This is a genomic window from Butyricimonas sp., from assembly GCF_019423355.1.
Lineage (GTDB): Bacteria > Bacteroidota > Bacteroidia > Bacteroidales > Marinifilaceae > Butyricimonas > Butyricimonas faecihominis.
This window is the reverse complement of sequence record NZ_JAHZBP010000003.1, coordinates 32,376-55,485: the sequence shown is the minus strand read 5'-3', so window position 1 is coordinate 55,485 and position 23,110 is coordinate 32,376. Positions and strand designations below refer to the sequence as shown.

The window sequence follows — 23,110 nt, the reverse complement described above, 5'->3', positions numbered from 1 at the left end:
TTCTCATTTATAAATTAAAAACGGGCTGTCAAAGACAGAGAAAACTTCCGTGCAAAAGGATAAGCCAATCCGCGTTCTTGCTTCATCGAAGACAAGCGGAAGACATCCTCCATGTATCCGGCAACAGACAAATATTTAAGTCCCAGATGACGCTTACACCATGCCTCGTCCATATCGTAAGTCAAAGAAATAGAACGACATTCCAATGTATTCTCATCCATCACAAAACGTGAAGAGGCCTTCGTTGACGAAAAATCCTGTACACCTTTAAACAATGCTGATTCTCCCGGAGTTTTCCAACGATCATATAAAGCCCGACGATCCGTGTTATAATAAGGATAAATATTCTCCACCTTGCTCACCAACGTGCTATTATACTGTTGTCCCCCGTAACGATAACCAAAAATTACATTCAATGTAAAATCTTTATACCGTACCATGGTATTCAAATTCCCCCAAATCTTCGGCTCTGCAACACCACAAGCTACCTTATCCTTTGCATCCCAATCATACGTTAACTGTCCATCCTGTTTCACAAAAATCTCCTGTCCATTACTCGGATCGATACCCATGGAACGAACGGCAAAAATCGTGTTCATAGACTGCCCCTCCTTATATAGAAAACTCGGGTTAGCGTTTTCCTCTTTCATCAATTCATTATTCAAAAAGTCCAATGAATTAGAAATCTTTTTAATCTCGTTCTTATTATGCGCTAACGTACCACCAACAGACCATAGAATCTCACGTTGTGTATTCCGGATCAAATAAGCATTTAACACCAGCTCCACACCCTTGTTCACAACCTTACCGACATTTGCTTTATACGTGTCGAAACCGGCAGAAGAAGGCAACGTAATATCCGACAATAAATCATCGGTTTGCTTGTGATAGACATCTGCATTCACACGTACCCGTCCACCGAACAATTCCGTCTCGATGCCAATATTCAACTGTTTTGTTGTCTGCCATCCCAAATCCGAATTACCCAACGCGATCATGTGTACACCATTCCATCCCTTGTAATATATATTACCGTAATCCTTGAACGTCGTCAACGCCTGATACGGATTGAAAGCCTGCGACCCCGAACTACCGTATGACAAACGTAACCGGGCAACATTCAAAATATTATTATTCTTCATAAATGCCTCGTTATGAAGGTTCCATCCCATACCGGCCGACCAGAATAAGGCATGACGCTTATCAGCTCCAAATCGGGAAGAACCATCTATTTTACCCGATAGATCTATAAAATACCGACGATCATACGTATAGTTGACATTCAAGATTCCCCCTAACCGACGAGCAAAGCTCTCGTTTCCATAAGGAGCCCCGTCCTTTTCATAAGCACTAGCCATCCCTAGAAAATCCATCGTCGGGTTAGCAATTCCCTCCGCCTTGAAACGATACTCTTCTGATTTATCTTCTGCCACGTTGTACGACAAACCTGCATACAACTGATGAACATCGTTAAATAACTTCGTGTAATTTAATGTCAATTCCGCGTCATATTTTAATGATTCCACCGTGCCGTAGGTATATTCTCCTTTCCGGGGAGCATCCTTCTCCTCATATTCCAAATATTTCGTATGTTTAGCCGAGATATATTTATCTGAACGGTCATGCTGCTTAGACACACTGAAGCGTCCTCTGAAAACGAAACCCGGCATGATTGTCCACTCCATGGCAAAATTATTACGTATCTGCGTGTACTTCTCCTCATCAATACTTGGTAAATATGCATTCCACAACGGGTTATAAACCAAATTGACAGAATTCAACGTCCCCATTGAACTATACACGTAATCCTCCAAAATCATCAACAGATTTCCCTCATCATCATAAGGCTTAAAATAAGAATTCACTTGACCATACTCGGAGAAACTACCGTAAGGTGAATTCTTAGCCGTATTAAACGTCACCTGCAAATCATTCTGGAACCGGAATTGTTTATACTGGTAAGAAAAGAACATATTACCGTTAAACGTATTACGCTCTGATCCTTTCATCGCCCCCGCTACATTATTATATCCCAATCCCACAGAATAACGAAAATCCTCGGAACCACCCTCCAATGATAAACTGTGACGATGTCCTACACCCGTCCGCACCGGATATTTCAGCCAGTACGTGTCCACCCCTCTCTCAACCTCTTTCAAACGACTATTATACAAGTCAATAAGACTTTGTTCACTACTGGCATTTTCTGTTGTATATAGTCCGGCAGCCTTTTCAAACATCAACTTTTCCCGTGCATTCATCAAATTATAGGAAGTCAAATCCGGAGCCTCGATATTCAAACTTCCACGATAATATATGGTCAAACGTCCTGCCTCCGGTCGTTTCGTCGTGATCACGACCACGCCATTGGCACCGCGTGTTCCATACATCGCTGTTGCACTCGCATCTTTCAACAACGTGATACTTTCCACCCGGCTCTCGTCCAAGTCCATCATCTGCTGTAACGAAATTTCAAAGCCATCCATGATAAACAAGGGTAAATTTGGAGATATTTTATCATCCTGATTTTCTGTTTGCAATTCTCGCATACTCACATCCATACTAGCCGTACCACGCACCGTAATATTAGGCAACCGATTCGGGTCTGATCCCATGTTAATATCATCCACGATGTTAAAACTCGGATCGATATTCCGGATAGAACTCAACACATTTCGATTACCAACCATGGCTAAATCTTTTGCTGTAATTGTCGTTACCGCACCCGTATAGCTCTCCTTAGCTTTCTTGAAAATACCCGTCACAACAACCTCATCCACTTCCGTCACGTCATCTTTCATAACAACTTGCAAATTCGCCTCTCCTTTATAAGCAATCTCCTGAGTTTTCATTCCCACAAAAGAGAAAACCACTACAATATCATCCATGGCTGGAACTTCCATTTTAAAGACACCATCCGCATCCGAGAGAACCCCGATCATTGTTCCCTTAAGCAAGATATTCACTCCCGGGATCGGCAGACCGTCTTCGCCGACCACCTTTCCCTTGATGACACTGATTTTTTGCTTTTCCTGATTCACACTCTTTTGATTGGCAGGCTTCACCACCACAATGTCACCTTGAATCTCAAACGTGTAAGGTTGATCTTTAAAAATTCTTTCCAAAGCTGTTTTTAACGGTAAATTCTCGAACTTGAGCGTCACGTTAGAAGCTTTCTGAATCTCGATCTCGCTGTAAATAAAATTTGCCCCAGTTTGTGTCTTGACTAATTTAAAAACTTCACGCAAAGGCATATCCTTCACGTCCAATGTTACGCTTTTGGTCTGGGCCGAAGCAAAGTTCCACAAACCAAACAGCATAAACAACCCCAACAGCAACACGTTCTTGTTAATTCCATGTCGCAAAACTGCTATTTTCAAGAAATGCAGTTTTTTTAATCGATTTTTTTTCATAAAATTGTACTTTAATTGTTTCGCTAAAAAGCAATGAAATTAATTACTTGAGCGGGAGATGTTCGCTGCATCTTCCGCTCGTTTTATAATAATTGTTCGCCCTGATATTTTAAACTTGATATTTGTCGTTTTTTCAATAATCGACAACACTTCTTCCAACGACTGGTCACGTTTCACAACTCCCGTAAACGGATGATTACTAAACTCCGTAGATTCGTAAACAAACTGCACATCATACCACCGGGATAATTGCCGGGTAATATCCGACAACGGCATCCGTTCATACTCATACGTACCGGAAACCCAAGAAGTATAAATAGACACATCAACCTTCTGTTTTTCAAGCTTATTGGTAACCAAATCCAACACAGATTGTTCTCCCGGTTTCAAACAAATACTTGATCGATCATTCCAAAATTCAACACTTCCTTCGACCAATGTCGTAATCACCTCCTGTTCATCCGGATAAGCAGTCAGATTAAAACTCGTTCCCAACACACGTACCTCATTTTCTCCGGCATGTACCACAAACGGATGCTTTTCATCACGAGCCACCTCCAAATAGACCTCTCCTTTGACATAAATTTCTCTTTTTCCCCCGGAGAAACAATTCGGGAAACGCACCTCAGAGGCAGAATTTACCCACACCCGGGTTCCATCCGCTAACGTGAAATGATACTCTCCGCCAACAGGCACCGCAAGCGTATGATATTTCATCGGTTGATTCTCCGACTTACTCTGATCAAACCTTAATCCCTTCAAAGAATCGTTCACTAACACCAAACCATCCGACGTCACAATACGAGAGGACGTGGAAGAAGTTAAATCTATCATCTTTCCATCCTCACTCTGTAAAATAGCCTTTACTCCTCCGGGAGTAATTCCCACCTGTGATACCAACGTCCCCGGCTGTTCCACTTGTCGGGTAAACGGAAAAACAAACATCAGCAATAACGCCACGGAAGCAGCAACCACGGAACCCACTCTCCAGAACAGCCACCGTCCTTTTCGAGGTCGCCCAACCAAAGAACTATCAAGACGTAGCCACGACTTCTGAAGGTCAATTTTTTCTTGCACCTGCACGGATTTCAATATCTTCTCGGTCTCCCGAATCTCCCGGAACAAACGCATAGCCTCCGCATCGCTCTCCAATCTCTCACGAAGTAATTCGGCATCGGCAGGAGAAATCGTCCCGGCACTATATTCTGCAATTAATTCAAATATCGACTTATCTTCCATGTGTCATAATTTTCATACATATTCCCAAAATTTAAAAATGGGTGACACAAATCAAGAAGAAAAATTAAAATTTATTTTTCAGAAGAAAAGAACGAGAGGAAAAGAAAACAAAATGTCTTACCATCAAGAGATTTACGCAACGATTGAAGCGCCCTAGCGTAATAGGTTTTCACCGTGTTCACCGAAATTCCCATCTCCTCGGCAACCACCTTATAAGGTGTATTATTAAAAACAATCGCAGTAAGAACCTTCTTCGGATTAGCGGGTAAATCCTCAATGGCTACATATAGATATTCTTTCATCTTCTCTAATTCCACTTCACGATCACGAGACATTTCTTCCAAAAAATCATCAATATGCAACTCTATCTCCACGAAATACATCCTTTCCCTATCCCGCATAAACTGCAAGGAGGCCTTACTTACCGCCCCAAACAAATAAGACCTCAAAGATCCTGTAAAAACCTGTCCCCGCTTATTATTCCACAAGGATATAAACACCGTCTGAACAATATCTTCCGCATCTTCCACCGAAATCAAATAACGCATGACATACATACACAATGCTTGATAATAAGTATCAAACATCATCTTCATACATCTCTCATCTCCGGCCTCTAATAGACGAATTATCGTTGTTTCTTTTATATCAGGCACGATACTACTCCTTTTACGTGACACGGTAAAGTTAAAATTATTCCCGCTATTTGCAAAAAATAATTCAAACACATATCCCAACTTATAGTTTTTAGCTTTTAACTTTTATCTTATAATTAATAAGGCTTGCCCCAAAAGCAAGCCTTATTAATTATAGCCGTCCCGTCGCCTTCAAGTACCTCGTCTCGCTCAACCGTAATTCCGCCTTTGCGTCAATCCAGTCACTCCACGCCTTTTGCCATTGCGCCTGAGCCTCCATGTAGTTCGTGATCGTCTCCATTCCCACCTCGTACTGATTCTTGCTCACCCCTAGATTTTCTTCTGCTTGGCTCAACGATTTACGGGTCAGCATAACCCTTGTATGACAATCCTCAATATTATAGCGAGCCCGTGCAATCTCCAAAAGCATCATTTGTGACATCTCCTCTTTCTTCAATCGACTCATCTCCTGCTCAGCTTTCATCGCTTTAATCTTTCCCCGGCCCTCACCCCAGTGATAAATCGGAATCTTCACGGATGCCATAGCCGTGAAAGACGCCACATCCTCCGTCTGCCCGTTCAGGGATATTCCCCCCGAAAATCCATAAGAGGCAGAAACTCCCACCTCCGGCAAAAAATCAGAACGGGTCAACGCCACCTGTTTCTCCTTCAATTCCACATCCTTCTCCAACAAATTATATTCGGGACGCTGTTGTAATCCCTCCCCGGCATTCAACACGCCCGGAGTCACCTCATCATACAAAGAATCACTCACCTGTATCGTCGAATAAAGATCAATCCCGATTACCCGGCAAAGATTCATCCCTGCCAAAGCCTTCCCGTTCTCCGCCTTTTGCAACATCAACTCGGCCTCGTTCAACTTTACCTGTGCCTTCAGCAAATCATTTCGGGAAGCCATCCCTGTTTCGTAAGCATCCGTCAAATTCCGCACTAACTCATTAACTACCGCCTTATACTTCTGGGCAGAAGTCACCAACTCCACGACACGCAAGTATTGCCAATAAGCCTCGTCCGCCTCGGTAATCACCTCCGCACGGGTATACTGCTTATTCAATTCGGACATTTCCTTTCCGATCGTGGCCATACGATAGGCTGAACGAATCTTTCCACCCATATAAATCGGTTGTTCCAGCATCGCTCCCGCCGAATAAACCCCTCGTAACCCTAACTCCAACTCAATATCAGGCATAAAAGCATATTGCGCCGAAAGAGGCAAACCATCCTTTCCCATCACCGGAAGTTTCGTCGCCGGGTCAATATAAAGATTGTAAACCAACTCCCCGTTTGCATCCGGCACGAACGTCGGTAAATACCCCCCATCAATCGTGAACGAACTCTTTTTCTGCATATAAGCATACAACCCGGTAGCCGAAAGCTTGGGCAAAAAATTCGCACGATAAGCCTTTCGCTCAAATTCCGCCTTCTCCCCCTGTTTCGTGGCAATCGACATCTTCTTGCTACTTTCTAAAGCCATTTCCCGACATTTTTCCAAGTTCAAAGAAACCTGCGCTTTTACCGGAGAAATACCTAAAACCAATAATATTATCAACAGACCTTTCATAATAATCTTCTAACTTATACTATCACTTTTCTTCTCTTTAAAGAATATCGCGTACAACACGGGAATAAACACCAACGTGATCACCGTACCTACCAACAAGCCTCCCATAATCGTAACGGCCATCGAGCCAAACATATCGTCACCCAGCAACGGAATCATCCCCAATATCGTTGTCAATGACGCCATCATCACCGGACGGAAACGAGAAGAAGAAGAATCCAGCAGAGCCTGTGTCTGATCTTTCCCGGAAGCAATCTGTAACCCGATCTCATCCAGTAGTACCACTCCGTTCTTAATCATCATCCCGACCAACCCCAATGCACCGACAATCGCCACGAAACCAAACTCTTTACCACTGATCAACATACCCAGCACGATCCCGATTGCAGCCAAAGGTAAACAACAGAAAATAATAATCGGCTTGCGGAAATCCTTGAACAACATGATCAGTATAGCAATCATCAGAATAACCGCTAACGGAATATTCCCGAACAAATATTTCATGGACTCCCCGCTCGCCTTATGCTCTCCCAACCACTGTTTAGCATATCCTTCGGGCAAAGTAATCGTATCCACCTTCTCCGTGATCAGCGAACGGGCACTCTCCGCCGTGTATCCCAAAGCATTATTACACTGGGCCCGCATAGCCCGCTGCCCGTTATAACGTCGCACAACAGGATCTTCCCATTTCAAGGAAATACCTTTCGTGGCTTGATTCAACGGGATAGAACCTATACTTTGAGCCAGCAAATCCTCCCCGGACATCGTTCCCATCAACAACCCCTTCAACGACTCCTCGTTCAAAGCCGCCGTCGAAGGCAGCACACTCCAAACGGGAATATTATCAAGTGCTTCCACCTTCTCCCCCTCACTATTCACGCTCTTCATGTACAAAGGCTTTGCATGAACTCCCTCGTAGAAAGATCCCACGGGCATTCCATCCGTGGCGGCAAGCATCGACAAACCGACATCCGAACGGGAAAGTCCCACGGAACGGGCAATCGGCTGGTAGTAATCCACCATCAACGTGGGAGTCATCGGTTCCCAGTCATTCGTCACCAAAGTAATTGCAGGTTCATCACGCATAATCTGTTCCGCCTTTGCAGTCAACTCTCTCAACACGGCCGGGTCCGGACCCGTGAACATCAACTCGATCGGGTACTTCTTGTACATCAGATTATAACGTTTCATCCGCACGTAAGCATCCGGGTAATGAGCTGTCAGGTAATCCTGAATCTCGGTCATCGACGCTTTCAACTCTTCCGGGGTCGTGTAATCCACGATCAACTCCCCGTAACTCATCGTGGGTTCCGCGATAGAACGCACCAGATTATAACGGGCAGGCGTCCCGCCGACACTCGTCGTCACATGAGTCACCTCCGGGCGGCTCAACAAATAATCCTCTATACTTGCCAAATCCGATTCTACCCGTTCCACCCGCGTACCTTCCGGCATCTTAAATTCAATATACAACTGCGTGTAACTCAAATCCGGGAAGAAACCCTGTGGGATATACCGGTACAAAAATGCGGTAATCGCCAATAAAACCACGACCACCCCGATTGCCATGGACTTATGCCACAACATAAAAGAAAGGAACTGCCGGAACAACCGGTATATCTTACTATCATACAAATTCTCATTCGCCTTCTTCGGCTTCACTTTCAACGAGTGATCCGCGTGAATCGGGATATGCGTCAACGCCAACACCCAACTCAACAACAGGGATACCGCCAGCACGATAAACAAATCCCGCACGTACTCGCCCGTCGTATCCGGGGAAATAAAGATCGGGAAAAACGCCAAGATAGCAATCAATGTAGCCCCCAATAAAGGCATGGCCGTCTTTTTCGCTATATTTGTCAGCGCAGCCGGACGTTTCACGCCCCGCTCCAAATCAACCAGTATCCCATCAACAATCACGATCGCATTATCCACCAGCATCCCCATGGCAACAATCAACGAACCCAGTGAAACCCGTTGCAAGGTCCCGTCAAAAAGATAAAGCACCACGAATGAGCCCAGTACGATAATCACCAGTCCGGTTCCGATAATCACCCCGCTCCGGAATCCCATGGTAAGCATCAGCACAAGAATCACGATCACTACCGATTCTACCAGATTAACCATGAAAACATTAATGGCTTCCCTTACTCGATCCGGCTGAAAAAATACTTTCTGAAAATCCACTCCCACTGGAATCCGGGATTCTTTCAACTGCTGTAACTCTTGGTCTACCTTCTCTCCCAAGGTTATAATATTCCCACCTTTTTCCATGGAAATCGCCAACCCGAAAGCCTGCTTGCCATCATACTTCATCCCGTTACGGGCCGGATCTTCATACCCTTCCGTAATGGAAGCGATGTCCCGCAAACGCAACTGATCATCCTCGTGTCCCTGTATAATTAAATTCTTAATATCATCTATCGACCTGTAACTATCATTAATAGCCACCCGCAAACGCTGATCCCCGCTATTGAAATAACCGGGATACACGGTTTTATTCTGACTGTTCAACGTGGACAACACCTCCATCGGATGAACCCCCAAATTCGCCATCTTATCCTGCATCATCTCGATATTGATACATGGGGTCCGATTCCCGTAAATTTCAACCCGACGCACCCCCTCAATATCCTGCAACTCCCGTTTCACCAACTGGGCATAATCCAGCAACTGCTCGTCTCCCACCCCGTCTGTCGTTATGGCATAAAACATTCCATACACGTCCCCGAAATCATCCATCACCACGGAAGGGCGCACTCCATCCGGCATTTGGGCCTGTGCATTCGTCACCTTCCGACGCAAGATATCCCATTTCTGCTCCAGCTCATCCGGGCTCACCGTACTCTCCAATTCTACCGTGATCAATGACATATCCGCCATGGACTTGGATTCAATACTACCGATTGCCCCCATTGAACGAATCGACTTCTCCAATACATCCGTTACTTCCAACTCCACCTGATGAGCAGAAGCTCCGGGATACACCGTAACCACCATCGCCTGTTTTACCTTGATTTCCGGGTCTTCCAACTTGCTCATCGAATTAAAGGCAAAAATACCTCCAATCACCAGCACTGCAATAAAAAACTTTACCAGCGCCCTATTATTTAATGCATAATCCGCTAAATTGATCATTACAACAGTCCCCCTACATTTGTTTTAGAAACTGGTTTCAATAATTCTACTGACATTCCCTCCTTCAAGCTATGCACACCGGCAGACACAACGATCTCCCCGGCAGCCAACCCTCCGGAAACGATCAACTCACCTGTTTTCAGTAACTTTTTCAACTGGATAACACGCTTGGTCACTCGTTGAGTTTCCGGGCTATATACCCACACGGCAGACACCCCGTTTTCCTCGAACATTGCGGACAACGGCACCACCGTCAACGCCTCCTCGTTCGGGTTATACTCGATCGTCACGTTCACGCTCATCCCTGCCGCAATATCCACTCCCGGCACGGGTTTCAGACGCAGACGCATCCGGTACAACTGATTCAAGTTCGCCTTCCGAGTAATTTCAATCAACTCCAAAGGGAAAACTTGTCCCGGGAACACGTCAATTGTACAAGAAAACGCCTTGAACAAATCTTGTCGTACAAAATCACTGGACGGAATATCGATATCCACGTCAAAATAATTACTATTAATCATAGACACCACGGGGTAACCGGCTGCCACCGTCTCGTGAGAATCGTAATATTTTTTCTGAATATACCCGTCGAAAGGTGCTGTCAGACGAGTATCAGCCAAGGCATTCTTATGGGCATTATACTTTGCCGTAATTTGCTTGACCCCGGCCACGGCCTTATCGTAATCATTTACCGGAACGCTCCCCCGGTTATATAATTCGATGACCCTTCCGGCTTCCTCCTTCACTTGATTGTATTCCGCCTCTGTCGCAGAAAGTTGAATCTCGTAATCCCTCGGATCAATCTCGGCAATCAACTCCCCCTTCTTCACGAAAGCCCCCACTTCCGGCAACACAGCCCGAATAGGTCCAGCCACCCGAAATGACAGCTTTACCTCTGAAGCCGCCTTGATCTTTCCCGGATAAATAATCGACAATTCCCCTTGGTAACTTTTCACCGTATCGGCCTGCACCGTAGCCTTACCGCATTCCTGCTTTGTTTTAGAACTTCCACAGGCACACATCAATAAAATCAACCCAAGCAAAGAAAATACAACACCTTTCATCATTTTCCAATTTTATCACTAAACCATGTTAATTTTTAACTTTTTACACTCTCTTTTATACAACAAACATGCCACAATAAAATAAAACACCATCAATATACACAACCCCCAAAATTCAGGTAACACCTCTGACAACGTGGCACCTGTATTATTAATTTTCACGAAACCGTCAATCCCGAACGAGGAAGGAAACAACTTTCCAAACCACACCCAATATTCCGGTATTGCTGACTTCGGCCAAGAAATTCCGGAAATAAACATCAACGGAACAGACGTGAACACGAATATCAAGAAAGGCATCTCCCGTTCACGACTAAAAAACGACATGGCAATAGCAAAAAAGGTACACGCCAGCAAGAACGGGAACAAAAACAACATCAGCTCCCCCCGTTCCCCCACTTGGGTCATCCCGAACAAACGAGGTACGATGAAAAATACCCAATAACTCATCACGAAATAAATAGGCAAATAAGCAAAAGCCTTCCCTAAAACTACCCGTGCCGGATGACGAAAATGCTTATTCGCAGGTAACAACAATCCTTTCCGACGTCGATCCCGCTCTGTCCCTGTAATCGTTCCCACTCCCAACAATAACGACTGCTGCACCACCAAAATCAACACCGCCGGGATCAAAAAAGAAGTGAAACCTCCCTGTGGATTGAACAACTTCACGTCCTGAATCTGTACTGGAGAAGACGCAATCTGTTCCGTGATCACCGTGGCGTACTCCATCCCCTGCACCTGTATATCCTTCCCCATAGCCAAGGAAACGTCAGTCCCAGCCGTCAACAAAGCCTTGTAATTCAGCAAAGCCCCCATATCACAATAAAGAAACACGTGAGCCTGTTCCCCCCGGGCCACGTTCTTACGAAAATCAGAGGGGATCTCAAGAATCCCGTAAATATCTTTTTTATACATCAATAACCTCGCCGCCTCCATATCCTCACAACGGGCCACCACATCCACACTCGCCGTGGCATCCCAATTCCGGATAAACTCCCGACTTAACGCTGACTTCGAATGATCCACCACCGCCACAGGCACTTCCCTCGCCACCTCATTACTATAAATAAACGTGTAGACCACCGGGTACCCCAACATCAACGCCACGAAAAAAGTCAACACGGCATGATCCCGGAACACCGCATAAAACTCTCGTTTAAAAACATAATATATATCCGTCCAAAAACCCATTTCAATTTTAGATTTAATGATTTTTGATTTTAGATTAACCCCCTCTAACTCCCCCTTTTCAAGGGGGAGGACACGCTACATTGAAAACATTGTAGCAATTTCTTGCGTCCGTTTCTCCCCCTGTGTAAGGGGGAGTTAGAGGGGGTAGTCTTTTTCATTCTAAATTCTAAACTCTAAATTTTAAATTTCAAACTCATTCCAACCTGCAACCCATAAATCGTTTTCAACGATTTATGGCAAATACTTAAACTCCAACAAATCCAACTTCAACTTCGGCAGGATAAAAATCGGCAAGAATAAATATACCATCAATGCCGCATAACTCTGCCAAGAAAATATCATCGGAATACCATTCAAAGCCTGATCCACGTATATCAAAAAATAGTGACGCATTTGGAACAAATTCGACCCGATCTGAGCCAGCTCCGGCATAGAACGCACCGGATAGGTAAAACCGCATATCGAAAATGACAACACACCCCACAAGGCACAAGCACTCAACGCGATTCTGCTCCGGCGGGTCATCCCCGTAACAAACAGGGCAAAACACTGAGAGGCTAGAATCATCAGTACCATAGCCAGAAACATCGGGAAAAATCCACTATTTAACGGGAAATGAGCATAACCATACAACATGGAAAGAGCAAGCATCCCCATCGCCGTGAAAATCAACGCCTGCGGGACAAGTTTCCCCATCAATGCCACGATAATAGAACCATTCCCCGCCTCCAACCACTCTCTTGAAGTCCTCCGCTTAATCTCCTCGCTAATACTGTACACCGTGGTAAACATCACGAACATACACAAGAATGCAGGTAAAAGGAAATTCGCCAAATAGACAGCGTAACTCAACCACGGGTTATTCAACGGGTGCGTATCCAGCACAATCGGCATCAGCTTAGCGGCGAGCAACGGCCCGCCCTCTCCCTTCGCCAGCAATAACGTTTGTTGAACCGCTCCATTCGCTAAATTTGATTGCATCCGCATATCTTTATACAACAAAGAGCCCGCTAGAAAATAAGTATCATTCGTGTAAAACGACAACACGGGCTCTCCCCCTGTCGATGCATCCCGCCGGAAGTCCGCCGGGATATAAAAAATCCCGTAAACATCCCCTCGCTGCAAAGCCTCTCGGGCCTCGCTAAAATTCGCCGTGCGCATCACCACGTCCGTCTGGGCAAACGTGTTCAACGAACGCACCAAAGAACGGGAAGTCGTGGTATTATCCTCATCCACCACGGCCACAGGCAACTTTTTCGGCAACCCCTCTTTCAACAAATCCATGAAAAACAGGAAACAGAACAAAGGTGCGAAGATCATCACAAACCAGTAGATCCGACGTTCTGCCAACATCCGGACCTCCCGTTTCATCAACACCCCCAAAGCCCTTATATTCTCACGCATAATTTAATTTTAGATTTTAGATTTTAGATTTCAACCATACAAATCAACACTCCTGATTTCACTTTAAACTCTAAATTTTAAACTTTTAATTTTTAGCTTTTAGTTTTTAGCTCTTTTCAGCACGCTCATCCCCGGTCTCAACCCCTCCACCTTCTCCGTGGGAACGGCCTTCACCTCGAAAGTCTTCGCGTCATATTGCCCCGTTGTCTTCGTCGCTCTCCAAGCGGCATAAGTACCCATATTCTTCATGTGAGTCACTTTCAATTGCACCTCCTTATTGTTCAAAGCGGGAATATACCCCGTGAACACAGTTCCCATCTTCAAGTCGCCCAGCAAATCCTCACGCACATTAAAAACCACCCACATATCCTCCAAATCCAGCACGTTCATCACGGGAGAACCCGTCCCCACCAACTCTCCCACCTTCGGGTAACGTTCAGAAATCTCTCCTGAAATCGGTGAAATCAAAAATGTCTCCTTTACATAAGAACTAACTTCTTCCACGGCACCCCTTGCCCGGTTTACCTGAGCCTCGGCCGCCAATTTATCTTCCTTTTCCGCCCCGTTCTTCGCCATTTCATACTGGGCCTTCGCTGCCTGCTCCGTGGCTAGCATCGCCTTATAATTAGCCTCGGCCTCATCACGTTTCTGCGCGGAAACCACATCATTTTCAAACAACTTTTGTACCCGGTCAAAAGACTTCTTTGCCACGTCAAGAGCCGCTTGTGCTTTTTTCCACGTTTGGAAGGCCATCGTTTTCTGTTCCTCGCGAGCCCCCTTCTGAGCCTTATCACTCAATGCTTGGGCAGCCTCTTCCGCAGCCTGCGCCTGATTAAATTTTGCCATCACCTCCGGACTATCCAAAATCGCCACCGTATCTCCCTTCATCACCTGATCCCCCTCGTCCACTAAAAAACGCTCAATCCTCCCCGGTACCTTCCCGGAAATCCGTACTTCCGTGGCCTCCGCCTCACCTTGAATCATCTCCGGCACCGGTTCCCAAAAAATAAACCCGAATATAGCAACCAAAAATACGATGATCACGATCCCTGTAAACATCAATACCTTCCCGCTTACTTTCTTTTCACTCATAACAATTAATTTAAAATTTAGGATTTAGAATGAAATGTCCCCAAATACCAAATCCAAACTATAATATCACTTTATTTATCACTCAATCAAAAATGCGAAATCATAAATCTAAAATTCCAGCGTTCCGTATGCCTTCTCCAAATAAACCTTACACAATCGAGCCTCAATCTGAGTATCAATCAGCTCCGAATTCGCCGTCAACCAAGCCGTTTGGGCTTCTAACACGTTCAGCACGGGAATCGTACCCTCCTTGAAACCCAAATTCGCGAACTTCAGATTCTCCTCCGCCCGCTCCAGATTCTTACGGGCCATCGCCAATTTCTTCGTCACCTCCTTCATTTTGAATTCCGACTGGCTCACCTGCAACTCGATCTGCTCCTTCGCCTCCTGCAACTTGTAATTCATCGCGTTCGTCTGGGCTTTCGCGTTGCGCAAACTCTTGCGTGACGCCCCCCAATGGAATATCGGGGCTTTAATCCCGACTCCCACGCTCCACATGCCGTCGAACTTCGTGCTTACCCCATCAAAGAAAGAAGGCGTGCTGCTCAAATAATTCGCCGTTAAAGCAATCGTCGGCAAATACTCGGATAAAGCTATCTTCTCCTTCTTTTTATATATATCCGTGGCCAGCTGTAAACTCGCCACCTCCGGACGTCGGCTATACACCCGTTCCAAGCTCTCCGTCGGTACCTCCTCCACGTCCGTGTCCGCCACCTCCTCTTTCAACATCACGATCGTATCCGTCGGCAAGCCACAAATCTGGTTCAACAACATCCGGGACAAACTCAACCCGTTATCCACCTTCGTTTGGACCATCTCCCCCTCGTTCAGTTTCACCCGCACGGAAAGCACGTCCGCTTTGGTTGCTACCCCCGTCGTGTACATCAACTCGACATCATGCACGAACTTCGTCAACGTCTCCACGTACTTATCCGCCAATTTCTTCCGGTTCACCAGAGAAACGATCTGCCAGTAAGCCTCGTCCGTCGAGAGAATCACGTTCTGCAACTCCTGCGACCGCTTACTCTTCGCCAACTGCTCCGACAACCCGGCAATCTGATTATAAGCCCTGATCTTCCCTCCCATGTAAATCGGCTGGGTCAGCCCGACCTGCACAATTCCTAAGTTTCGTTCGTCCACGGTCATCGCCTCCTTTGGCAACAGGGCATAATCCTTCGGGACATACTGCCCGTTCACCATCACCGGCTTCCCGTCCGAACCCACCATCAACTGATCGGGACGAAACGTGAACTTCCCGTCCGAGCCAATCGACCCGACAGGTAAATGGGCATCATCCGACAACAAATTAATCTCTTTCTGATTGCGCAAATACACGCCCATAGCGTCAATACTAGGCAAATACTTCGTGAAAGCCTCGGCTTTTTGAGCCTCACTCGCCTTCACGTCTTCATCTGCAATTTTCAGTTTCTTATTGTTCTCTATCGCCAACCGCCGACAATCCTCCAAACTTAACACCCCCTGCGCATTCGACTGCAAGATAAAGCACAGTAATACAATAATTAAACTTAATACAGATTTACATTCCGTAATCCTATTCATCACTTTCTCGTTTTTATATTCTAACTTCAAGCCTCTTCAAATTTATACTTTTCGGTATGTACTCCCGTAAAAACTTTATCGAGCTTTTACTAATGAATAAAGTTGTTCATACTGGTAACGCACCGATGATAAAGCATAAGAAATATCTTGATGCATAACGATATAATTTATCAACCCAATGCTTATGTTCAGCAAATTCTTTGCCAAAATCGACGTGTCCACGTCATCTCTTATCTCTTTCGCCCGTTTTGCCTCCAAGATAACACCTTCCAACTTCGACATCCACGAGATTTTCGTGTCACTCACCATCTGTTTAAATTCCGGGTACAAGGAAATCACCTCTACTATCAGCGAGAGACACAAAATTTCAGGAATATCACTATCCAAACGTTTTGCCCCGTAATGCCCGATACTTTCCAAATTGTGGATCGTCAGGTCAACAAACTCCCGCAACGAATGTACCCGACTCATCTCCTCGGCCCGTCGGTTATTCAACATACGGTAATACCTCGTCACCCCCTCTTTCAAAACCTCCTCCTTGTTCAAGAAATGATAATAAAACGTCCCTTTCGTCATCCCCACGGCCTTCTCCAAGTCGGTAAGCGTAACCGCCTTGAATCCTTTTTTCAGGAACAACAAAAAAGCTGTCTCGATAATCGTGTCTCTCGTTCCGTTCATTTCTTTATCAACATATAATATTGTTCAAACTGCATCCGGGTATCTGAAAACATATACTGGAAATTCGCCTGTTCCAACTCGATATTCAACATACTACTCGACACGGACATCAAGTTACGCGCCAAAACCGAAGTATCCAATGTCGCCCGAATTTCCCCGCTTTGCTTAGCCTTCAAGATAGCACGCTCCCAGTTCGCCAACCGCCTCTTGGAAATCGTGTATATCCGCTCCCGGAACTCCGGAAAGATCGGGGCCACTTCCAGCACCAGCTGGAAAAACAAGACTTCCAGTATAAAACATCCGAAAACTCTCTGGGAGGCATCGGCACTCTCCTCTTTATTCTTGATCACGAGATCAATGTACTCCCGCAGAGAAACCACTCGCTCCACATCCTTCCCACTCTCCTCCTTCATCACGCTGAAATACCGTTCCATCCCCGCCTCCAAAATCTCCTTCTTATCCTTGAAGTAATAATAAAAAGCGCCCTTGGTCAAGCCCGTGGCTTGCTCCAATGTTTTCAGCGAACAGGCCTTATATCCCCTGTTCAAGAATTGCAGAAACGCCTTTTTTACTATTTCTTCCCGAGGTTCTGTCATAATAGCTCGCTTTGTGTCAGACAAAGATACAAATAATCATACTATTTCAATAACTTCCTATTTCCATCAGCCTCCAGTATTCGCATTTGTTGAATGGCAACTTGATTCAGCTTAACAAGCCGTTCTCCTTGCGCAATTCCTTGCTCAATGAAAACAGCATTAAGGTTTTCCATATTCGAAAGACAAATAAGTTCATTGATGGAAGCGTAATCACGAATATTTCCTTTAAGTTCAGGATTTCGCTCACGCCACATTTTAGCTGTCACGCCAAACATGGCTACATTTAAGACATCGGCTTCATTCGCATAAATGATATTTGCCTGTTGAATTGTTACCTCTGATGGAATAAGATTCTGCCTAATGGCATCTGTATGGATGCGGTAGTTAATCTTGGAAAGTTCACGTTTGGCAGTCCAACCAAGTTGAGCTTGTTCTAATTCCTTCAACCGCTGAAACTCTTTCAAAAGATAAAGTTTAAATTGTGGAGAAACCCAAGAAGCAAATTCAAAGGCAATGTCCTTATGCGCATAAGTTCCACCATAACGACCAGCTTTGGCGATAAGACCTTTAGAGTTGGTTTTTTCCACCCATTGCTTCACAGATAAAATAAACCGATTCAACCCAGCCTCATTTTTAATTCCCTCGAATTCGGGGGAATTAAAATCAGGATTGTACATTTCCTCCCATATACCTAAAAACTCTATTGTATTTTTGTTACGTAGCCATTTCTCGATAAGAGCTAATCCATTTTCGATGTTACGTACCATATCCGTCAAGGAAATATAGTCCTTATCGTCATAAATGATGACTGTCACTTCTGTATTTTGAACTTTAATCTTTGTCATAAATTCAAATTATTAGTTATCAGCTACGAACTTACTAGAATTCGCTCTAAAAAAGACCGGCTTTAAATTCTTCTGTTATGAATCACATACGTAATAGCATCCACTATCTAGTGCAAATATAAAGATAAAAACTGAATATCTTAAATTTAACATTTAGATTCACGCTACCACGTGAAACTATTGTCTTCAAACAACAGTTAATAACATGTAATCCCCACGATATAAATATATTTAGCAACAAGTCATGATTACTAACGGATCAATTCTGCATATAATCATTTTAAAAAGCAATAAAAGAACTTATAAAACGCTATATATAATAGCGTTTTAATAGGGATTTAATAGCGTTCTAATAGCGCTTTACACGATAGTGATCCGGAAGTAATCATATATTCATTTTCATTTTATGTATTAAATCGGACTGAATACCAGATCATTCCACCACGACCACCTCTTCTAGTTCTTCCAGAGTCCCCGTGTGATTACTTTTCTTGTTGATCCGGTCCATAATCACGGCAATCGCACCATCTCCCGTCACGTTACAAGCCGTACCGAAACTATCCATCGCAATATACAAGGCGATCATCAACCCCTGAGCCGTCTCGTCAAATCCCAGCATGGACTGCAATAACCCCAAAGCCGCCATGATCGCACCGCCCGGTACCCCCGGGGCCGCTACCATCGCGATTCCCAGCATGAAAATAAACCCGGCCATCACCCCGAAAGAAATCGGCATACCCGACATCAACATGATCGCCATGGCACAAGCCACGATTTTCATCGTGCTACCTGACAAATGTATCGTGGCACAAAGCGGGATCACGAAAGCGGCCAATTCCCGGTTGACACCATTCTTTATCGTTTGCTCCAACGTCACGGGAATCGTCGCAGCAGAAGACTGTGTTCCCAAGGCCGTCATGTAAGCCGGCAACATATTCCGGAACAACCGGAACGGATTCTTCTTCGACACGATCCCGGCGATAAAGAATTGGATAAACAACAGAACGATCGTCAAGAAAAATATCATCACGATGATTTTCACGAATACGCCCAACACACCCGAAACCTGTCCGGAATTCGAGATGTTCAGGAAGATGCCGAAAATGTAAAGCGGCAACAAAGGAATAATCACCCCCGTGATCACCTTGTTGATAATATCCTTGAAATCCTCCATCGCTCCTTTCAACGTGGCCCCGTTAATCACTGACATTCCCAGACCTAGCGTGAAAGCCAGAACCAAAGAAGTCATCACGTCCATCAAAGGGGGCATCATCACCGTGAAATAAGGAGACAAAGGTTCCACCGCCGCCGTTTCCAGCGGTTGCAACTCGGCATCTTTCAATAACCACGGATAACTCAAGTCACTGGCAAAGTAAGTGAAGAACCCCGAAAACAGGGTAAATCCATACGCCAGCAAAGCAGTTATCAACAACAATTTCCCGGCCCCTTTACCCAAATCGGCAATGCCCGGAGCCACCAACCCCAAGATCAACAACGGGATGATAAAACCGAGAAAATTACTAAACAAACCATTTATCGTTAAGAAAATTCTTACCAGCCAACCGGGGAAGAAAAGTCCGCACGCTATACCCAAAGCTATCGCGATCACGATCTTTGGCAATAATCCTATCTTCTTTTTTTTCATACGCCCATCTAATTATATTAAAAATAACCTTACATTCGCATAACAATATAAGAATCATGAGCCTATGACAAAAGATAAATGGCATGGCCACATAGCCATCTTCGCCGCGAACATCCTCTTTGGAATAAACATTCCTATCGCCAAAACCTTAATGCCGGAGTGGATTGATCCTGTAGGCCTCACGTTCCTACGTATGTCATTCGGGGCACTCGCCTTTTGGGCGGTTTCCCTATTTACCTTAAACGAGAAAGTAAGTAAAAAAGATTTACTAATCCTGTTTTTTTGTGCCATTTTAGGTACAACTGTTAATCAACTTACATTCATTGAAGGACTTGGAATGACCTCCCCTATTGATGCCGGATTGATCGTCACGATGAATCCCGTGATGGTGATGCTTATTTCGGCATTGGTTCTAAAAGAACCGATTACTTCCAAGAAGGCGGGTGGGGTACTGATCGGGGCCTGTGGGGCGCTATTGATCATCTGGCAATCCTACACGATAAACCAAGGACACGGCGGTTCGTTGATGGGCAACCTGCTCTGTTTTATTAGCGTGGTGAGTTACGCGACTTATCTCGTGATTTCGAAACCGATCGCCCAGCGCTATTCCCCGGTCACCCTGATGAAATGGATGTTCCTGTTCTCAACGATCCTCATGCTCCCGTTCAGCATGCACGACGTGGTAAACGCTAAACTATTCTCGGCAGAAACTTCTCTAAGCGCTCTGGCCAGCCTTTTCTACGTGGTATTTTTCGCCACCTTCCTCGCTTACCTGTTCATCCCGATCGCCTTGAAACGCATCCGCCCCACGACAATCAGCATGTACAATTACGCACAACCCCTAGTAGCCGCCACCCTCGCCATTCTCATGGGGCAGGATAAGCTAACTTGGGATAAACCTGTTGCTGCCTTGCTGGTGTTCACGGGAGTCTATCTCGTGACGCAGAGTAAAGCCCGGGCGGATATGGGCAACGGGGCGAAGTGATCGTTACCGACCTCTATTGCAATTTGAAACTGATGGGTACGGTCATGCTTCTTCTCACGTACTTCTGGTGGAGCGGGCACCATGCGGGAATAAATTTCGGGGCTGATTTCACGATCCGGACAGCCTCCACATTAAGGCTGTAGGCACCACCTTTCACGACTTGCACGTTTGAAACAGACCCGTCAAGCTCCACGGTGAAACTGACAACAACCTGACCTTGCCAGTTATTTTGTAGTGCATCCTTCGGGTATTTCACATTCTCACCAATCCACACGGCAAAATTCCCTTGAGCGAACAAGGGTGCTCGCACGTAATGCACGCATTTAAATTCATCCTTCTCGATCACCTGGCCGGGGGAACGGGAAACGGCAGGTAAGATATATTTCATAAAATAACGAACATGATCGTCTCGATCCATCACCTCACGTAATTTTGCCTCTTTCAGAATATTCAGATGGGCAAATTTCGGGGTAGCAACGATGTATTTATGAACAAATTTCTTGGGCCCGATTTCTTTCAACATTTTCATTTCCATATCATAAAAATGACGGAACACGCTCTCCAAAACGTTAGCTGTCGTTTTTTGTAACCCCGCATGCTTGATCACGTCAATCGCATACAGGGGAGCGTATTCATCCGCCCGCTCCACTCCCATACACCGCCAGTTATAGGTTCCCCTATCGCCTTTACGATATAATGCCATCCGTTCCTTCAAATGTTCCGGATTCTCCTCCTCCTGAATCTCCGACAAAGGAATCTTTGCTTCCTCATCCAGCATTTGAAGATAGTTTTCATACGATAGTGAATTCGTCCGACTAATTGACACTTGGGCAAAAGCACTAGCGGACAGCACCCAGAAACATAACGAAAGCATAAAACCTTTCTTCCTTAAACAACTAATAACAAACGCCATAGAACACAATTTAATTCAGTATTATCTTTATTTTACAAAAAACTATTGAAGTTGGAAATTTATCGGAGCTGTATAATAAACAGCTACTTTCCGTTTATGGATCGGACATATCACCGAAGCGAAAGAGGGCAACCGGCGCATGACCCGCACAGATTCCGCATCCAAGCTCGGGTCCACACTTCGAACCACGTGAACATCGGAGATACTCCCATCCGTATTGATCAGGAAACCCACGACCACCTTCCCCTGAATATTACGCTCCTGTGCCATTATCGGGTACTTCACTTCTCTTACAATCCAGTTCTGTATCCCCCCGATTCCCAGTAAAGAAACATTCAGATGATAAAAACATTTACAGGAACAAGGCTCGTTATCGTCGGGCTGGTGGGAGATTCTCATTTCTTCCATCAAATCACGGAAATACAACGCGTGTTGTTCGGGATTCATACATTCCCTTATTTTCGCCTCTTCCAAGATATTCAAATGAGCGAATAACGGTGATAATTCCGCATATCTTTTCATCAGATCCTTCTTACCCATTCTCTTTATCAGTTTATCTTGCTCAAGGCTTTTCCATTTGTACACGGCCTCCAATTTTTTCTGTTGTCCTTTATTCAACTTGTACTCCCGAACAAAACCCGCAGACGCTCTCACATTATACGACGGACTCATCCTATCAAGTGCCAATTTCAAAGCTCTTCCCCCACCCCTCAGGAATTGTTGTTTCTGTGCCACGTACATCTGTATGATTGCCGGATCCGTCTCTTCCTGAATATTTTCCAATGGGACCTTTCCTTCCCGGTCTAACATGGCAATAAACTCATCATACGAATAAGGTTCAGCCACGGCATAAACCGTCGTGTTGCCATCCGACCGCCCCGACGCATTCAAGATCCCTGCATTCAAAATACAACAAAATAGAATCACGTACAATTTATACCACACCTTAGAGGCAATCTCAATTATTTCCATTTCTAGCACAATTTGAACATACAATCTGTATAAAAGTACAAATAAAATGGAATAATCACAATAATTCCTCCAAATAATAAAAACACAGCATTTTCACCCGTATACAATTATCTTGAAAAATATCGCTTATTTTCTTGGTTCTTCTTATTGGG

At 45.0% G+C, this 23,110-nt stretch carries 17 protein-coding genes; 1 reads left to right on the top strand and 16 read right to left on the bottom strand.

Annotation, left to right across the window (positions count from 1 at the left end):
* Positions 1–14: 14 nt before the first annotated feature.
* The 14 genes from QVC79_RS05275 to QVC79_RS05210 all read right to left on the bottom strand — a co-directional run bounded on the left by QVC79_RS05275 (position 15) and on the right by QVC79_RS05210 (position 20,088).
* Positions 15–3,413, bottom strand: coding sequence for a SusC/RagA family TonB-linked outer membrane protein (locus QVC79_RS05275; protein WP_270594419.1), 3,399 nt, complete (start codon positions 3,411–3,413; stop codon positions 15–17).
* Between the two features lie 39 nt (positions 3,414–3,452).
* Positions 3,453–4,652: a FecR domain-containing protein gene (locus QVC79_RS05270; RefSeq protein WP_270594420.1), complete on the bottom strand. Its 1,200-nt coding sequence runs from the start codon at positions 4,650–4,652 to the stop codon at positions 3,453–3,455.
* Positions 4,653–4,723: 71 nt separating this feature from the next.
* The gene (locus QVC79_RS05265) at positions 4,724–5,380 is read right to left on the bottom strand and encodes an RNA polymerase sigma factor (RefSeq protein WP_229782999.1); all 657 of its coding nucleotides are present in this window, start codon (positions 5,378–5,380) and stop codon (positions 4,724–4,726) included.
* A 79-nt stretch (positions 5,381–5,459) separates the two neighbouring features.
* Positions 5,460–6,869 (bottom strand): TolC family protein, encoded by a 1,410-nt coding sequence (locus QVC79_RS05260; protein WP_151412067.1) that lies wholly within the window; start codon positions 6,867–6,869, stop codon positions 5,460–5,462.
* Between the two features lie 9 nt (positions 6,870–6,878).
* Positions 6,879–10,007 carry an efflux RND transporter permease subunit gene (locus tag QVC79_RS05255; RefSeq protein ID WP_124317467.1) on the bottom strand — a complete coding sequence of 1,043 codons (3,129 nt, stop codon included), beginning with the start codon at positions 10,005–10,007 and terminating at the stop codon, positions 6,879–6,881.
* Positions 10,008–10,009: 2 nt separating this feature from the next.
* Positions 10,010–11,074 (bottom strand): efflux RND transporter periplasmic adaptor subunit, encoded by a 1,065-nt coding sequence (locus QVC79_RS05250; RefSeq protein WP_270594422.1) that lies wholly within the window; start codon positions 11,072–11,074, stop codon positions 10,010–10,012.
* A gap of 18 nt (positions 11,075–11,092) precedes the next feature.
* A complete protein-coding gene (locus tag QVC79_RS05245) occupies positions 11,093–12,268 on the bottom strand; it encodes an ABC transporter permease (RefSeq protein WP_270594423.1) in 1,176 nt (391 codons plus the stop codon).
* Positions 12,269–12,499: 231 nt separating this feature from the next.
* Positions 12,500–13,672 carry an ABC transporter permease gene (locus QVC79_RS05240; protein WP_124316290.1) on the bottom strand — a complete coding sequence of 391 codons (1,173 nt, stop codon included), beginning with the start codon at positions 13,670–13,672 and terminating at the stop codon, positions 12,500–12,502.
* 99 nt (positions 13,673–13,771) lie between these two features.
* On the bottom strand, positions 13,772–14,764 hold the full coding sequence (locus QVC79_RS05235) for an HlyD family secretion protein (protein ID WP_270594425.1): 993 nt from the start codon (positions 14,762–14,764) through the stop codon (positions 13,772–13,774).
* A 108-nt stretch (positions 14,765–14,872) separates the two neighbouring features.
* Positions 14,873–16,324, bottom strand: coding sequence for a TolC family protein (locus QVC79_RS05230; RefSeq protein ID WP_270594426.1), 1,452 nt, complete (start codon positions 16,322–16,324; stop codon positions 14,873–14,875).
* A 75-nt stretch (positions 16,325–16,399) separates the two neighbouring features.
* Positions 16,400–17,002 (bottom strand): TetR/AcrR family transcriptional regulator, encoded by a 603-nt coding sequence (locus tag QVC79_RS05225; protein ID WP_270594429.1) that lies wholly within the window; start codon positions 17,000–17,002, stop codon positions 16,400–16,402.
* Positions 16,999–17,598, bottom strand: coding sequence for a TetR/AcrR family transcriptional regulator (locus QVC79_RS05220; protein ID WP_270594430.1), 600 nt, complete (start codon positions 17,596–17,598; stop codon positions 16,999–17,001). Before QVC79_RS05220 ends, QVC79_RS05225 begins: the two co-directional genes overlap by 4 nt.
* 41 nt (positions 17,599–17,639) lie before the next feature.
* Positions 17,640–18,443: a KilA-N domain-containing protein gene (locus QVC79_RS05215; RefSeq protein WP_124316285.1), complete on the bottom strand. Its 804-nt coding sequence runs from the start codon at positions 18,441–18,443 to the stop codon at positions 17,640–17,642.
* A 433-nt stretch (positions 18,444–18,876) separates the two neighbouring features.
* Positions 18,877–20,088, bottom strand: a complete 1,212-nt coding sequence (locus tag QVC79_RS05210; protein WP_124316284.1) for a dicarboxylate/amino acid:cation symporter — start codon at positions 20,086–20,088, stop codon at positions 18,877–18,879.
* A 64-nt stretch (positions 20,089–20,152) separates the two neighbouring features.
* Between QVC79_RS05210 and QVC79_RS05205 the strand changes: the two genes are divergently transcribed.
* Positions 20,153–21,073: a DMT family transporter gene (locus QVC79_RS05205; RefSeq protein ID WP_270594432.1), complete on the top strand. Its 921-nt coding sequence runs from the start codon at positions 20,153–20,155 to the stop codon at positions 21,071–21,073.
* 13 nt (positions 21,074–21,086) lie between these two features.
* On the opposite strand, the gene QVC79_RS05200 is transcribed toward QVC79_RS05205, so the two are convergent.
* Together QVC79_RS05200 and QVC79_RS05195 are read right to left on the bottom strand one after the other, a co-directional pair.
* Positions 21,087–21,986, bottom strand: coding sequence for an energy transducer TonB (locus QVC79_RS05200; protein ID WP_270594433.1), 900 nt, complete (start codon positions 21,984–21,986; stop codon positions 21,087–21,089).
* 42 nt (positions 21,987–22,028) lie between these two features.
* Complete coding sequence (locus QVC79_RS05195) at positions 22,029–22,958, bottom strand: energy transducer TonB (protein WP_270594434.1); 930 nt, start codon at positions 22,956–22,958, stop codon at positions 22,029–22,031.
* Positions 22,959–23,110 lie beyond the last annotated feature (152 nt).